The 14,696-nt window shown below is 67.1% G+C and carries 13 protein-coding genes; 8 read left to right on the top strand and 5 right to left on the bottom strand.

The features are described 5' to 3' along the window. The first annotated feature begins 177 nt into the window (after positions 1–177). From QP045_RS18635 to QP045_RS18645, 3 genes are all read left to right on the top strand, one after another. The gene (locus tag QP045_RS18635) at positions 178–954 is read left to right on the top strand and encodes a histidine phosphatase family protein (protein ID WP_422516507.1); all 777 of its coding nucleotides are present in this window, start codon (positions 178–180) and stop codon (positions 952–954) included. Next, positions 951–1,835 carry an NAD(P)H-hydrate dehydratase gene (locus QP045_RS18640; RefSeq protein WP_422516508.1) on the top strand — a complete coding sequence of 295 codons (885 nt, stop codon included), beginning with the start codon at positions 951–953 and terminating at the stop codon, positions 1,833–1,835. Before QP045_RS18635 ends, QP045_RS18640 begins: the two co-directional genes overlap by 4 nt. Before the next feature lie 66 nt (positions 1,836–1,901). Next, entirely contained in the window at positions 1,902–2,921 is a 1,020-nt protein-coding gene (locus QP045_RS18645) for a glycosyltransferase family 2 protein (protein WP_422516509.1), read from the top strand. 7 nt (positions 2,922–2,928) lie between these two features. Here the strand turns inward: QP045_RS18645 and QP045_RS18650 are convergent, their stop codons facing one another. Then, positions 2,929–3,660: a class I SAM-dependent methyltransferase gene (locus QP045_RS18650; RefSeq protein ID WP_422516510.1), complete on the bottom strand. Its 732-nt coding sequence runs from the start codon at positions 3,658–3,660 to the stop codon at positions 2,929–2,931. A gap of 1 nt (position 3,661) precedes the next feature. Next, entirely contained in the window at positions 3,662–4,045 is a 384-nt protein-coding gene (locus QP045_RS18655) for a GtrA family protein (protein WP_422516548.1), read from the bottom strand. A 138-nt stretch (positions 4,046–4,183) separates the two neighbouring features. Here QP045_RS18655 and QP045_RS18660 point away from each other — a divergent pair, with 138 nt between their 5' ends. Continuing rightward, positions 4,184–6,007: an AcrB/AcrD/AcrF family protein gene (locus QP045_RS18660; RefSeq protein ID WP_422516511.1), complete on the top strand. Its 1,824-nt coding sequence runs from the start codon at positions 4,184–4,186 to the stop codon at positions 6,005–6,007. A gap of 3 nt (positions 6,008–6,010) precedes the next feature. Here QP045_RS18660 and QP045_RS18665 read toward each other — a convergent pair whose 3' ends face one another. The 3 genes from QP045_RS18665 to QP045_RS18675 all read right to left on the bottom strand — a co-directional run bounded on the left by QP045_RS18665 (position 6,011) and on the right by QP045_RS18675 (position 9,894). After that, a complete protein-coding gene (locus tag QP045_RS18665; RefSeq protein ID WP_422516512.1) occupies positions 6,011–6,394 on the bottom strand; it encodes an acyl-CoA thioesterase in 384 nt (127 codons plus the stop codon). A gap of 31 nt (positions 6,395–6,425) precedes the next feature. Then, positions 6,426–8,537, bottom strand: a complete 2,112-nt coding sequence (locus QP045_RS18670; protein ID WP_422516513.1) for a RelA/SpoT family protein — start codon at positions 8,535–8,537, stop codon at positions 6,426–6,428. Between the two features lie 148 nt (positions 8,538–8,685). Next, positions 8,686–9,894, bottom strand: a complete 1,209-nt coding sequence (locus QP045_RS18675) for an LL-diaminopimelate aminotransferase (RefSeq protein WP_422516514.1) — start codon at positions 9,892–9,894, stop codon at positions 8,686–8,688. Positions 9,895–10,063: 169 nt separating this feature from the next. Between QP045_RS18675 and QP045_RS18680 the strand changes: the two genes are divergently transcribed. From QP045_RS18680 to murA, 4 genes are all read left to right on the top strand, one after another. Beyond that, positions 10,064–11,848 (top strand): PHA/PHB synthase family protein, encoded by a 1,785-nt coding sequence (locus QP045_RS18680; RefSeq protein WP_422516515.1) that lies wholly within the window; start codon positions 10,064–10,066, stop codon positions 11,846–11,848. Between the two features lie 157 nt (positions 11,849–12,005). Then, positions 12,006–12,725, top strand: coding sequence for a TIGR01841 family phasin (gene phaP / locus QP045_RS18685; RefSeq protein ID WP_422516516.1), 720 nt, complete (start codon positions 12,006–12,008; stop codon positions 12,723–12,725). A gap of 187 nt (positions 12,726–12,912) precedes the next feature. Continuing rightward, positions 12,913–13,272, top strand: a complete 360-nt coding sequence (gene clpS, locus QP045_RS18690; protein WP_422516549.1) for an ATP-dependent Clp protease adapter ClpS — start codon at positions 12,913–12,915, stop codon at positions 13,270–13,272. A gap of 85 nt (positions 13,273–13,357) precedes the next feature. Beyond that, a complete protein-coding gene (murA, locus tag QP045_RS18695; protein WP_422516517.1) occupies positions 13,358–14,641 on the top strand; it encodes a UDP-N-acetylglucosamine 1-carboxyvinyltransferase in 1,284 nt (427 codons plus the stop codon). Positions 14,642–14,696: the final 55 nt, after the last annotated feature.

Raw genomic sequence — 14,696 nt, forward strand, 5'->3', positions numbered from 1 at the left:
CCGCTCGGGCGCGCCGCCGTCAAAGCGAATGCGAGATTCGGGCGGGCTGTAGCAAGGGGGTGCGGTTGAGGGAAGGGCAGGCGGACAACTGCGAAAGGGTCGCAAAAAGGCGCTTTTCGGAACTCGCGCGCCGGTTCGCCGCTTGAATGCGGAACCCCCTGACCCTGGAGTGCGCCGATGCCAAATGCTTCCCTTGTCTGGCCAGAACGTTTGTGGATCGTCCGACACGGGGAAAGCGCAGGCAATGTCGCACGGGACGCGGCGCATGCGGCAGGTGCGGCGCGAATCGCGATCGGCACCCGCGACGTCGACGTGCCGCTGTCCGAACGCGGCGAGGAACAGGCACGCGCGCTCGGCCAATGGTTTGCGCGCGGAGAGGCGCACGGCCGGCCGGATGCCCTGCTCGCCTCCCCCTATCTTCGAGCCATGGATACCGCGCGACTGTTTCGCGAGAACGGCGGCACCGCCTTCCCCGACGAGCCGATCTGCATCGACGAGCGCCTGCGCGAAAAGGAGTTCGGCATCCTCGACGGACTGACGACCAGCGGCATTACCCAGCTGTTGCCGGAACAGGCGGAATTCCGGCGGCTGCTGGGCAAATTCTATCACCGGCCGCCCGGCGGAGAGAGCTGGTGCGACGTGATCTTCCGCCTGCGATCGCTGATGGACACCGTCGGCCTCCATTACGGAGAGCGGCGCGTGATGATCGTCGCGCACCAGGTCGTCGTGCTCTGCCTGCGCTATGTGATCGAGCGGATGAGCGAGGCGGAGATCCTGGAAATCGACCGCCAGGGCGACGTCGCCAACTGCTCGGTCACGGAATATCGCTTCGATCCCACGCAGGGCCGCGACGGCGGGCTTTCGCTCGTTCGCTACAACGAGACGGCGCCGGTGGAGGAAAGCACGGTATCCGTCACCAGCGAGCCGGACCGCAGCGCAGGAGTACGGGGATGAGCGAGCCGACGCCGATCGACAGCGCCTGGCTCGCCGCCAATCCGGTACCCACCCATGGGGAGGGGACGAACAAGAACAGCCGAGGCCGCGTGCTCGCGATCGGCGGTTCGCGGCGGGTGCCGGGCGGGCTGCTGCTCACGGGCGAGGCGGCGCTGCGCGCGGGTGCGGGCAAGCTGATGCTGGCCACCATCGCCTCGGCCGCCCCGCTGCTCGGGGTGGCGATGCCGGAGGCGGGGGTCACGGCGCTCGCGGAAGATGATGCGGGTGAGATCGCGACCGAGACGGAGGTTCTGGCTGCCCAGACCTGCCGGTGCGACACCATGGTGGTCGGGCCGGCAATCTCCGATCGGGATGCCGCCGCCCGGCTGGTCGAGCAGCTCCTCGCCGATCCCACGCCAGAGGCCGGGATGGTGCTCGATGCCGCAGCCGTGGCCTGTGCGGCGCCGCTGTGCGAGCGGCTGGCGTCGACGTTCGGCGGGCGGCTCGTCCTGACGCCCCACCTGGGCGAAATGGCCGCCCTGTGCGAATGCGACGAGGAGGAGATCACCCGCGACCGCGAGGCCGTCGCGCTTGCGACTGCAAAGCGCTTCGGCGCCGTGCTGGTGCTCAAGGACAGCAGCACGCTGGTCGCAGCCCCCGACGGCAAGACGTTGCTGCGCTATGCCGGCGGCGGCGTCGGCATGGCGACGGGAGGTTCGGGCGATGTGCTGGCAGGCGTGATCGCCGGGCTCATCTCACGAGGGGCGTCGCCGCTGGTGGCCGCGGCCTGGGGCGTGTGGCTCCACGGCGAGGCCGGGCGCGCGCTGGCAATGACGCTGGGCCCGATCGGCTTTCTGGGACGTGAGCTGCTGCCGCAGATCCCGCGCTTGCTGCCGCGCTGATCGTGCGGACGAAGTTGATCGCGGGGGAATTCCGTTCGGGCCGCAGTTAGAGTATCGCGCCGGGCCATGAACCGCCCTGCGCTCTCGATCGTGATCCCCTGCTACAACGAAGAAGCGTGCCTGGAGGCGCTTCACGCCCGCGTGTCCGCCGCGGCGCGGGCGGCGGTGGGGGCAAGCCATGAGATCGTGCTGGTCAACGACGGCTCACGCGATGGCAGCTGGCCGGTGATGCAGCGGATCGCCGCGGCCGACCCGTGCGTGGTTGCGATCAACCTGTCGCGCAACCACGGCCACCAGCTCGCGCTCACCGCGGGACTGGACCTGTGCGCGGGCGAGCAGATCCTGATCCTGGATGCCGACCTGCAGGACCCGCCCGAGCTCCTCGCCGACATGCGCGAGACGATGGTGCGCGAGAGCGCGGATGTCGTCTACGCCGTGCGCCGCAAGCGCGAGGGCGAGTCGCTGTTCAAGAAGCTGACGGCGGCGATCTTCTATCGCGTGCTCGATCGCGTCACCGACACGCCGATCCCGCTCGACACGGGCGACTTCCGCCTGATGAGCCGGCGTGCGCTCGATGCGTTCCTGTCGCTCCCGGAACAGGCCCGCTTCATCCGCGGCATGGTCGCCTGGGTCGGCTTCCGCCAAGTGCCGTTCCTCTACGACCGCGCCGAGCGGCATGCGGGCGAGACCAAATACCCGCTCGCCAAGATGATGCGCTTCGCGTTCGATGCGATGACCGGATTTTCCACCGCGCCGCTGCGGCTGGCCAGCCATATGGGGCTGGTGCTGACCGGCGCCTCGGTGCTGCTGATGGCCTATATCGCGATCGGCTGGGCGATGGGGAATGCGGTGCAGGGCTGGACCTCAACCATGCTGGTGGTGGTGTTCCTGGGGGCGGTGCAGATGTTCGTGCTCGGCATGATCGGCGAATATCTCGGCCGGCTTTATGTCGAATCGAAGCGCCGGCCGCTGTACCTCGTGGCCGATGTCGCGGGGCCGGTGCAGGGCCGCGCGTCGCTCGGCTACCGCGCCGGGGAGCCTGGAGAAGTCACCTATGCGCCACGCGGGCCGGGTCTCGACGGCTAGGTGGCGCTTACGCCGGCCGCGACAGCAGCGTGATCAGCGACAGGCCAGGCGGCAGCGGCATGCGGCCGACCAGGTGCCGCTCCAGTGCAAAGATCTTCTCGAACGCGAGGTTGAGCGGCTTTGCCGGCGGCGAATCGTCGCTGTCGTCCTTGCCGGTCAGCTTGCCGACCACCCGCGCCGCAAGCGCCGCCGGGAACAGCAGCGAGTTGAAATAGCGCAGGCCATTGTGGGTCAGGCCCGCATCCGCCACCGCCTTTGCCAGGGTCGCCTTGGAATAGCGCCGGTGGTGGTGGTTCACGACGTCGTGCGCGCTCCACATCCACTGGTGCGCGGGCACCGTCACCAGGATCTTGCCGCCCGGCTTCAGGCGTCGCGCCATGCCGGCGAGTGCGGCCACGTCGTCCTCGATATGCTCGACCACGTCGAGCACGGCGATCAGGTCGTAGCACGCTTCGGGCACGCCCGGCAGTTCCGGCAACGGGGCCTCGCCCACCGCTTTGCCGAGCCGGGCACTCGCGATGTCGCGGGCCGCTTCGTCGATCTCGATGGCATCCACCTCGCCGAACGCCGCCAGCATCGGCAGGTTGTGGCCGGTGCCGCACCCGATCTCCAGGATGCGGGCGTCCGCGGGAATTGCGGCATAGCGGGTGATATAGTCGGCAAGGATGTCGCGGCGGGCGCGGTACCACCAATGGGTGGAATCATGCGCGGCCATGCGGTCGTAGATGACACGGTCCATATCAGCCAAACACCAGCCAGCGATTGAGGATGAAGGTAAAGATCGTCGCCAGCGCCACCGCCGGCAAAAGCGGCGCCCACGCCGGGAGGTCGAACACCGCCGTCCCGACCCAGGTGATCGCCGCGTTCAGTGCCATGCCCGATCCCTGCACCGCCACGAACTGCAGCTGCTGGCGCATGCCGGGGTGGCGGACGCCGTGGCCCTTGAAGCTCCAGCGGCTATGCAGGAAGAAGCCCGCCGTCACCGCGACGGCAAAGGCGAACGGAACCGCGTAGACCGCGTGTTCGCGCGGGAAGACCCAGGTCGTGAGCGGCAGATAGACTGCCGCATAGATCAGCGTAGAGATCCCGCCCGCGATGCCGAATCGCACGAGCTGGCCGAGCATTCCGCTCGCTCGCATCGTCTCGACCCGTCTCAGGATGGTGTCCACGCCTGTCTCGCCCTTGCCCTTTGCGCGGCCGCCATTAGAGCCGGCGCCGAGCGCGCGGGCAGTATCGTGCCCGTGGGGGTGAGGAAAGCGGTTTTGAACGACAGGTCCGTCAAGCTCGAGCTCCTGGATCGACTGGATCGCTACTGGCTGCGCCGCACGCTGCTGCTGTGGGCGGTCATCGCGGGTGTATATCTGTCGCAGCGCTGGCCGCAGATCCACTGGCTGGTGCTGAACGACACCGACGACAACATGCGGCTGATGCAGGTGCGCGGGTTGCTCGCCGGCCAGGGTTGGTACGACCTGCGCCAGTACCGCCTCAATCCCCCTGCCGGGCTCGACATCCACTGGTCCCGCCTGGTCGACCTGCCGATCGCCGGGCTGTTCCTGTTGTTCAAGCCGTTCACCGGCGCGGCATTGGCGGAGCGGCTCGCGTGCGGCATCGCGCCGCTGCTCCCGCTCTCGATCGTGATGGTCGCACTGGCCGCGACCGTCCGGCGGCTGGTGTCGCCGGTGGCGTGGCCGCTGGCGATCCTGTTTATGTTCGGCTGCTCCGCGATGCTGCCGATGTTCATGCCGATGCGCATCGACCACCACGGCTGGCAGCTTGCGTGCCTCAGCCTCACGGTCGCCGGGCTGACGGACCCCCGCAAGCGCAGGGGCGGTGCCATGGTCGGCCTGTCGAGTGCCGCCTCGCTCACCATCGGGCTCGAACTGCTGCCCTATTGCGCGATGGCCGGTGGGCTGGTGGCGCTGCGCTGGGTCTGGGACCGGGCGGAGGCGCGGCGGCTGGCCGTCTATGGCGCGACGCTTGCGGGCGGCAGCGCGATCGGCTTCATCGCATTCGCGTCCCACGCCAATTACGCGATGCGTTGCGACGCACTGACGCCGGTGTGGCTGTCGGTGACCGTCGCCGGTGGCGCGGCGCTGTTCGGGCTGTCGCGGCTGCCCCTGAAGTCGCGGCTCGCGCGCCTCGCGGCAGGCGCGGGGGTGGGCGTCGTCATCGCGGGCGGGTTCGCCGCGCTGTTCCCCAACTGCCTCTCCCGTCCCGAGGGGGTTTCGGACGAGCTCGCCCGCACCTGGCTGAACAATGTCCGGGAGGCGAAGCCGATCTATCAGCATCCGCTGCGGCTTGCGGTGCCGATCGCGATCGTGCCGGCGCTGGGGCTGATTGGGGCGTGCGTCGCCTGCTGGCGGTCGCGGCGGAATGCCGAGCAATTCGCAGGCTGGGCCGCCATCGCGCTGTTTACGGCCTTTGCCGGGGCGATGCTGCTGTGGCAGATCCGCGCGGGTCCGGCGGCGCAGCTGCTGGCGATCGCGGGCGAAGTTTCGCTCGCCTGGCTCATCCTGTCCTGGTTCTTCGCCCAGCGGTCCATCGCGATCAAGGTCGGGGGCGCCGCGCTCATGGTGGTGCTGGCTTTGGCGGGGCTGTTCTCGGCGAGCCTGGTCCAGCGCCTGCGCCTCGATCCCCCGGATGCCCGCACGCTCGCCGTGAACCGCGCAAGCGCGCGCTGCATGAGCTTCTCCGCGCTCCAGGAACTTAACCGCATCCCCGCCGCGACGATGTTCACCCACGTCGACCTGGGGCCGCGCCTGGTGGTCACGACGCACCATGACGGCATTACCGGGCCCTACCACCGCAACGGCCAGGCGATTCTGGACGTGCATCACGCGTTCCAGGGGAGCCCCGACGCGTTCCGCGGGATCGCCGGGCGGCACGGCGCGACCTATCTGCTGACATGCCCGAACATGGCGGAGACGACGCTGTACCGCTCGCGTGCGCCCAACGGCTTCTACGCGCAGCTGTCCAAGGGGAAGGTGCCGGACTGGCTGGAGCCGGTAGCGCTGTCGAAGCGCGCGCCGTTCAAGCTGTGGCGGATCCGCTATGACGGAGGCGTGCCGGCGACGCCGGCGCGCTGACGATCAATTCGGAAGGAAGCGGCTGACCACGTCGGGGTCCAGCCGCGCAGGCCGGAGCGTGCCGGAATCGAGCGAGCACCAGGTGCTCTTCACTTCCGCCAGTACGTCCTCGCCGCGCTTGATCAGCGTGGAGAAGAACGCCCGGGCGCCCTGCACGCGCTCGGCGACGACGGTGGCCATGATCGCGTCGTCCAGGAACGCGGGTCGGCGATAGGTGATCTCGTGCTTCAGCGCGACCCACAGGTGGCGGGCGACGGCCTCGCTGGGCGCGACCTTTTCCCAATAGGCGACGACCGCCTCCTGCACCCAGGTCAGGTACACGGCATTGTTCACATGGCCCATGTGGTCGATGTCGGCAGGTGCCACGGCGAGCGGATGCAGGTGCATGGCCCGTGTCTGTTCATTGCCTACAACCATGTCAATTGCCTTGGGGTAACCCATCCATGCGTTGCGCGTCATTGACCACGTCTGCCGCGCGCAACGCCGCCAGCAGCCGCATCAGGTGCGTCGCGTCGCGCACCTCCAGATCGATCGTGTTGGTGTGGAATGTCGTGTCCCGGTCATCGAGGCGCAAGCCAAGGATGTTCGCCTTGTGCGCGCCGATGATGGTGGCGATCGCGCCCAGCGCGCCGGGCTCGTTCTTGAGCGTCACCGCAATGCGGGCGGTCCCGCCCTCGGCGCCGTCGCCCCAGGTCACGTCGATCCAGTCCGCATCGTCGCGCTCGGCAAGCGAGGGGCAGCTGATCGCATGCACTTCCATCGCGCCATTCGGCTTGCGCAGCGCCACGATCCGGTCACCCGGCACCGGCCGGCAATCCTCGGCAAGGTCGAAGGCGATCCCGGGCGTCAGCCCCTCGATGACGATCGGCGCGCGCTGGCCCAGCAGCTGCTTGGCGCGGGCGCCTGCGGCCGTGCCCGGCATCAGCGCCTCGATCACCGCTTCGTCGCTGAGCTTGCCCTTGGCGATCGCATCGCGCAGCGCGTTCTCGTCCGACAGACCCAGCCGCTTGAGCGCCTCGTCGACCGCGCCGGCCCCCAGTGCCACCGGCAGCCGGGCGACGATGTCGTCATAGAGCTTGGCACCCAGCGCCAGCGTCTCTTCGCGCTCCTTGTGGCGCAGGTGCCGGCGGATCGCCGCCTGCGCCTTTCCGGTCGCGGCGAAGTTCAGCCAGTTGCTCTGCGGCTCCTGCGCCTTTGACCGCAGGATCTGGACCTGGTCGCCGTTGCGCAATTCGGTGCGCAGCGGCACCACGCGCCCGTTGACCTTGGCACCCACCGCCTGGTCGCCCAGGTCGGTGTGCACGGCATAGGCGAAGTCGATCGGCGTCGCGCCCTTGGGCAGCTGGTGCAGCTCGCCCTTGGGGGTGAAGGCGAAGATGCGATCCTGGTACATCGCCATGCGGGTATGCTCGAGCAGCTCTTCCGGGCTCTCGGCAGTGTCCAGGATCTCTACCAGGTCGCGGATCCAGGTGACCTGGGTGTCGGGGCGCACCGCATCCTGCTTGTACGCCCAGTGCGCGGCCATGCCGAACTCGGCCTGGGCATGCATCTCGCGCGTCCGGATCTGGATCTCCACCCGCATATTTTCGGAATGGATGACGCTGGTGTGGAGCGAACGATAGCCGTTGCGCTTGGGCGTCGAGATGTAATCCTTGAACCGCCCCGGCACCATCGGCCAGCGCCGATGGATGATGCCAAGCGCCCGGTAGCATTCCTCTTCGGTATCGACGATCGCGCGGAACGCCATGATGTCGGTCAGCTGCTCCATGCTGACGTGGCGTTCCGACATCTTGCGCCAGATCGAATAGGGGTGCTTCTCGCGGCCGGAGACTTCGGCCTCGATGCCGCTGCGCTCCAGCAACTGCTTGATGCCGCCGGCGATGCTTTCGATGCGCTCGGCGCCGCCGGTCTGCAGCTGTTCCAGCCGGCGCGTGATCGACTCATACGCTTCCGGCTCCAGCTGCTGGAAGGCGAGCGTCTGCATCTCGTTCATGAATTCGTACATGCCGATCCGCTCTGCGAGCGGGGCATAGATATCCATGGTTTCCCGCGCGATCCGACGCCGCTTCTCGGGCTTCGAGATGTGGTGCAGCGTGCGCATGTTGTGCAGCCGGTCGGCGAGCTTCACCAGCAGCACCCGGATGTCGTCGGACATGGCCAGCAGGAACTTGCGCAAATTCTCTGCTGCACGCTGGTTCTCGGTCTGCGCCTCGATCTTCGACAGCTTGGTCACGCCGTCCACCATGCGGGCGACGGAGGGTCCGAACTTCGCCTCGATCTCCTCGGGCGTGGCGACCGTGTCCTCGATCGTGTCGTGGAGGATCGCGGTCGCGATCGTCTCGTCGTCGAGGTGCAGGTCGGTCAGGATGCCCGCCACCTCGATCGGGTGGCTGAAATAGGGATCGCCCGAGGCCCGCTTCTGGCTGCCATGGGCATGCATCGAAAAGACATAGGCGCGGTTGAGCAACGCCTCATCGGCCTCCGGGTCATAGGCTTTGACCCGCTCCACAAGTTCATATTGTCGCAGCACGGGTTCTAGATGGGGCGGCGGCCTGTTGCTTTGCAACGAAATTCAGCGGTTTTCGGTGGGAATTTACGCGCTGTGCCGCGCTGATGCGGCGCAGCATGAGCACCACCGCGCCGGAAGGGCGGGGCGGACGGATCCGCCCCGCTGCCGATCACCCCGCCGCCTGGCCCGGCGTGTTGACGCCCATCGACTGCAAATAGCGCTTCACGTTGCGTGCGGCCTGACGCAGCCGCTGCTCGTTCTCGACCATCGCGATGCGGACATAGCCTTCGCCATTCTCGCCATAGCCGACGCCCGGCGCCACTGCGACCTTGGCGTGAGTCAGCAGCTGCTTGGAAAACTCCAGGCTGCCCAGGTGCGCCAGCGCCGGCGGCAGCGGCGCCCAGGCGAACATCGATGCCGGCGGGGAGGGGATGTCCCAGCCTGCACGCGCAAAGCTCTCGACCATCACGTCGCGGCGCTTGTGATAGAGCTGGCGGTTGCGCTCGACGATGTCCTGCGGGCCGTTGAGCGCTGCGCAGGCAGCGGCCTGGACCGGCGTGAACGCGCCATAGTCGAGGTAGGATTTCACCCGCGTCATCGCGGCGATCAGCTGCTTGTTGCCGACCGCAAAGCCGATCCGCCAGCCGGCCATCGAATAGGTCTTCGACAGCGAGGTGAACTCGATCGCAACGTCCTTTGCGCCCTTCACCTGCAGGATCGAGGGGGTCGGCTTGCCGTCGAAATACAGCTCCGAATAGGCAAGGTCGGAGAGGATCCAGACCTTGTTCTCCTTCGCCCAGGCTACCAGCCGCTCGTAAAAGGCGAGGTCGACGGCTTCCGCCGTCGGGTTCGACGGATAGTTCACGACCAGGATGCTCGGCCGCGGCACCGTGAAGTTCATCGCCCGCTCGAGGCTCTCGAAATAGGCCTCGTCCGGTGTCGTCGGCACGGCGCGGATCGTCGCGCCCGCGATGATGAAGCCAAAGGTGTGGATGGGGTAGCTGGGGTTGGGCGCCAGCACCACGTCGCCCGGCGCCGTGATCGCGGTCGCAAGGCTCGCCAGCCCCTCCTTCGACCCCATGGTCACGACGACCTCGGTCTCGGGATCGATGTCGACGCCAAAGCGGCGGCCATAATAATTGGCCTGCGCCCGGCGCAGCCCCGGGATGCCCTTGGACGCGGAATAGCCGTGGGCGTCGGGCTTGCGCGCCACTTCGCACAGCTTGTCGATGACGTGCTGCGGGGGCGGCAGGTCCGGATTGCCCATGCCCAGGTCGATGATGTCCTCACCGCCCGCGCGCGCCGCCGCTCGCATCGCGTTCACTTCGGCGATGACATAGGGCGGCAGTCGCTTGATGCGGTAGAATTCCTCGGACATCGGTCCCTCGTTGCTTGATGGAGCGTTCTTCTACGTCATTCGGCGGCCTGCGGAAACAAACTTGGGGTCCGCGGACCCATAACCGCAACGAAATCACGCAAAGCTCGTGCCTGACGCGCGGCCCGGCATAGGTTAGGCTGCCGCGACGGCATCAGATGGAGAGACGCTCATGGCAGATAATGCCGCACCCATGCCCCCGGAACAGCCGGCGATGCCGTCGCTCGCCGACCTGCAGCATTGGACGGCGGTCTTCGGCCGCGCCCAGCAGATGCTGATGGAGCACGGCTTCGCCTTTCCAGGAGAAAAGCCCACGGAGGCGGCGGCTGCCCCGACAGCTGCGACGCCAGCGCTGCCGGGCTGGGTGGATCCGTTCGCGCTTGCCCAGGCCAGCGCCGATTTCTGGACCGATTCGTTCAAGCTGTGGCAGCGTTTCGTCGATCCCGCGCACGCCGAGCCCTATGTCGAGCCGGACGAACAGGCGCGCGACCGCCGGTTCAAGGCGCCGCAATGGCATGAGCAACCCGTCTTCGACTTCATCCGCCAGAGCTACCTGCTGGCGTCGCAGCACCTGATGAAAAGCGTAGATGCCTTCGAGGGCATTGACGAGCGTCAGAAGGAGCGGCTGCGCTTCCTGACACGCGGGTTCGTCGACGCGATGAGCCCGTCCAATTTTCCCATTACGAACCCGCTGGTGCTCGAGCGCATCGTCGAGACGCGCGGCGAAAATCTGCTGAAGGGCCTGCAGAACCTGCTGTCCGACATGGCGCGCGGGCAGGTCACCCACAGCGATGCCGCCGCGTTCGAGATCGGCCGGAACATCGCGACGACGCCCGGCAAGGTCATCAAGCGGACCGAGTTGTACGAACTCATCCATTATGAGCCGACCACCGAAAAGGTGCTCGCCACCCCGATCGTCATCTTCCCGCCCTGGATCAACCGCTTCTACATCCTCGACCTCACAGCCGACAAAAGCCTGATCCGTTGGGCGGTGGAGCAGGGGCTTTCGGTGTTCGTGGTCTCGTGGCGCTCGGCCGATGCCAGCATGAAGGACGTGCGCTGGGACGACTATGTCCTGCGTGGCCAGATCGACGCGATCGACACGGTGCGGGAATTGCTCGACGTGCCGGCAGTGCATGCGGTCGGCTATTGCGTCGCCGGCACCACGCTCGCCGCGACGCTGGCGCTGCTGACGGCGCGCGGGGAGGCGGACAAGGTGGCGAGCGCGACCTTCTTCACCGCCCAGGTCGATTTCTCCAAGGCGGGCGAGCTGTCGCTGTTCGTGGACGATGACCAGCTGGAACTGATCCGGTCGCTGTCGGCGGAGGGTTTCCTGGACGGGCGGGTGATGGCCGCGACCTTCAACCTGCTGCGCGGGCGCGAGCTGATCTGGAACTATGTGACGTCCAACTACCTGCTCGGGGAGGATGCGCCGCCGTTCGACCTGCTCCACTGGAATGCCGACGTCACCAACCTGCCGGCAACCTGGCACCTGAGCTATCTGACCGATCTCTACCGCGACAACCGGCTGGTGCAGCCCGGATCGCTCAGCATCGATCATACCCCGCTCGACCTGACGACCGTCAAGACGCCCAGCTATGTCCAGGCCGGGCGCGAGGACCATATTGCGCCTGCCGAAAGCGTGTGGCGGATCACCCATCATTTCACGGGGCCGCTGCGTTTCGTGCTCGCCGGTTCCGGGCATATCGCCGGCGTGGTCAACCCGCCTTCCGCCGGCAAGTATCAATATTGGCGCAACGATGCCCCGGGGGTCGCCAGCCTTGAGGATTTCGTCGCCGGCGCGCGGGAAGTGAAGGGCAGCTGGTGGCCCGACTGGATCGAGTGGCTGCGCGGGATCGACAATGAAGAGGTGCCTGCAACCGGTGCCCGGATCCCGGGGGAGGGCAAATTGCGCGCGCTTGGCCCCGCGCCTGGAGAGTATGTCCTGAAACGATAAGCCTGCGGTGCGACAGAACGACTTGCTGCAATGTTGCACCGCACAATTACGCATTGCATTGCTGCAAAGGACATCGTATTTGTTGCGCTGCAGCAGCGTTGTGCAGGAGGCCATTCGCGTGACAGGCAAGGAACCCAAAGCTAAGGCCCCCGCGGCAATGGCTCGTAAGGCTCCGGCACGTCGGACGAAGCCGGTCGTGTCCCCGCCGTCTGTTGCCACCGCCGCCGAAAAGAAGCCTGTCCAGGTCCCGTTCGTGGCTCCCGCCGCAACGCCTGCCGAACAGCTCGTGGCTTCGGTGAACGCGCAGTTGGAAACCATCGTCGACAAGACAGCCGATGCCGACCAGCCGGTCGCAGAGGCCGCAGAGACGCTTGTCGGGGAAACCAGCCGGGCTGCCGAGACGGCGACGCCCGCGCCAGAGGAACGCACCATGATCCACACCAACGATGCCACCGAAGCCACCACCGACAAGGCGCAGGCCCTGTTCGCAGACATGAACGCGCGCACCAAGGCCGCGATGGAAAAGAGCGCCAAGACGGTCGAGGAAATGACCGATCTCGCCAAGGGCAATGTCGAGGCACTGGTCGAGGCCAGCCGCATCGCCGCCAAGGGCCTGGAATCGATCGGTCACGACGCTGCCGACTTCGGCCGCCGCAACTTCGAGAACGCGACGGCGACCATGAAGACGCTCGCATCGGTGAAGTCGCCGACCGAGTTCTTCAAGCTGCAGTCCGACTTCTTCCGCTCGACCTTCGACTCGCTCGTTGCCGAGACGTCCAAGAACACGGAAGCGATGCTCAAGCTCGCGAGCGACGCGGCCCAGCCGCTGTCGAACCGCGTTGCGCTTGCAACCGACAAGTTCAAGGTCGTCGGCTGACGAACGTCTCCCACCCCTTGGGGTGAGGGAAGGAAATGGGGCGGCCGCGTGAGCGGGCGCCCTTTTTCATGCCCGCTTCGCAAGCCGTTCGATCGGCGAAGGCGCTGTCGTCAGGGCATCAAATGCGATTTCGCGACAGGGCGTGGCCTTGCCCTTCCATGTGGCCATGCCATATTTGCTGTTCGTGATGATCGATGCCCCAAAGCTGCGTCCCCGCCTTTCCGAAGGTGGCGAGAACGACGACGATTCCGGTTCCGTCTCCGGGGTCGCAACGCGCACCCGCACGCGCACCAAGAAGCCGACGCCGTATCGCGTGTTGATGCTCAACGACGACTATACGCCGATGGAATTCGTCGTCCTGGTCCTGCAACGCTTCTTCCGGATGAACATGGAAGAGGCGACTCGGGTGATGCTCCATGTTCACCAGAAGGGCGTCGGGGTCTGCGGCGTGTTCAGCTATGAAGTGGCCGAGACGAAAGTCGGCCAGGTCATGGATTTCGCGCGCCAGAACCAGCATCCCCTGCAATGCACCTTGGAAAAAGCGTAATCGTTTTTGCGGTGAACTGCGGGCAGCGCGGCTACGCTGCCTAGCGCCCGCTTGCGCGCGGCCGGCAACCGGCTAAAGCCGCGCGATGGACCGTATCCTTATCCGCGGCGGCAATCGTCTGAAGGGCCGCATCGCCATTTCGGGCGCCAAGAACGCCGCACTCACGCTGCTTCCCTGCGCGCTGTTGACCGAGGAGCCGCTGACGCTGCGGAACCTGCCGCGCCTGGCGGACGTCGACAGCTTCGGTCACCTGCTCAACCAGTTCGGCGTCTCGACGATGATCGAGGGCGCGCATCCCAGCGACTTCGGTCGCGTCATGACGATGCGCGCGCAGCGCCTGACCTCGACGGTCGCCCCCTATGACATCGTGCGCAAGATGCGCGCCTCGATCCTGGTGCTCGGCCCGCTCGTCGCCCGCGCGGGCGAGGCGACGGTCTCGCTTCCCGGCGGCTGCGCGATCGGCAATCGCCCGATCGACCTCCATCTCAAGGCGCTCGAAGCACTGGGTGCCCACATCGAGCTCGCCGCCGGCTATGTGAAGGCCAGTGCGCCGAACGGCCGGCTGCCGGGCGGTCGCGTGACCTTCCCGATCGTATCCGTCGGCGCGACCGAGAATGCGCTGATGGCGGCCGTGCTCGCCTCGGGCTCGTCGGTGATCGACAATGCCGCGCGCGAGCCGGAGATCGTCGACCTCTGCCGCTGCCTCGTCGCCATGGGTGCCCGCATCGACGGCATCGGCACCGAGCGGCTGGAGATCGAGGGTGTCGACCGCCTTCATGGTGCGACCTACGCCGTGATGCCCGACCGCATCGAGGCGGGCAGCTATGCCTGTGCCGCGGCAATCACGGGAGGTGCAGTCGAACTCGCCGGCGTCGTTGCCGAAGACATGCGCGCGACCATCGATGCGCTGGTCGAGGCGGGCGTCACCGTCGAGGAACGCCGCAACTCGCTCTTCGTGGAGGCCACCGGACCGATCGGCCCGCTCACGCTCTCGACGGCACCGTTCCCGGGCTTTGCCACGGACATGCAGGCGCAGTTCATGGCGATGCTGACCAAGGCGACCGGTGCAAGCGTCCTCACCGAGACGATTTTCGAGAACCGCTACATGCACGTCCCCGAACTGGCGCGCATGGGTGCCGACATCCAGGTGCGCGGGCGCGTGGCGGTGGTGCGCGGCGTCGACAAGCTGATCGGCGCGCCCGTGATGGCGACCGATCTTCGCGCATCGATGAGCCTGATCATCGCCGGCCTCGCGGCAGAGGGCGAGACCTCGGTCAGCCGCATCTATCACCTCGACCGCGGCTATGAGCGGCTGGAGGAAAAGCTGCAGGCGGTCGGCGCCGACATCGAGCGCGTCGGCGGCGAGTAAGAGGAGAGGGCGGGCCGCCGCCCTCTCGCCACTACCCGGCGCCTTCGCCCGGCGC

This window comes from Sphingomonas sp. 3-13AW, assembly GCF_049311085.1.
Classification (GTDB): domain Bacteria; phylum Pseudomonadota; class Alphaproteobacteria; order Sphingomonadales; family Sphingomonadaceae; genus Sphingomonas.

Coding starts and splice junctions, on each gene's coding strand:
- QP045_RS18635 (WP_422516507.1), top strand. CDS start 178: ATGCCAAATGCTTCCCTTGTCTGGCCAGAACGTTTGTGGATCGTCCGA.
- QP045_RS18640 (WP_422516508.1), top strand. CDS start 951: ATGAGCGAGCCGACGCCGATCGACAGCGCCTGGCTCGCCGCCAATCCG.
- QP045_RS18645 (WP_422516509.1), top strand. CDS start 1,902: ATGAACCGCCCTGCGCTCTCGATCGTGATCCCCTGCTACAACGAAGAA.
- QP045_RS18650 (WP_422516510.1), bottom strand. CDS start 3,660: ATGGACCGTGTCATCTACGACCGCATGGCCGCGCATGATTCCACCCAT.
- QP045_RS18655 (WP_422516548.1), bottom strand. CDS start 4,045: ATGCTCGGCCAGCTCGTGCGATTCGGCATCGCGGGCGGGATCTCTACG.
- QP045_RS18665 (WP_422516512.1), bottom strand. CDS start 6,394: ATGCACCTGCATCCGCTCGCCGTGGCACCTGCCGACATCGACCACATG.
- QP045_RS18675 (WP_422516514.1), bottom strand. CDS start 9,894: ATGTCCGAGGAATTCTACCGCATCAAGCGACTGCCGCCCTATGTCATC.
- QP045_RS18680 (WP_422516515.1), top strand. CDS start 10,064: ATGGCAGATAATGCCGCACCCATGCCCCCGGAACAGCCGGCGATGCCG.
- phaP (WP_422516516.1), top strand. CDS start 12,006: ATGGCTCGTAAGGCTCCGGCACGTCGGACGAAGCCGGTCGTGTCCCCG.
- clpS (WP_422516549.1), top strand. CDS start 12,913: ATGATCGATGCCCCAAAGCTGCGTCCCCGCCTTTCCGAAGGTGGCGAG.
- murA (WP_422516517.1), top strand. CDS start 13,358: ATGGACCGTATCCTTATCCGCGGCGGCAATCGTCTGAAGGGCCGCATC.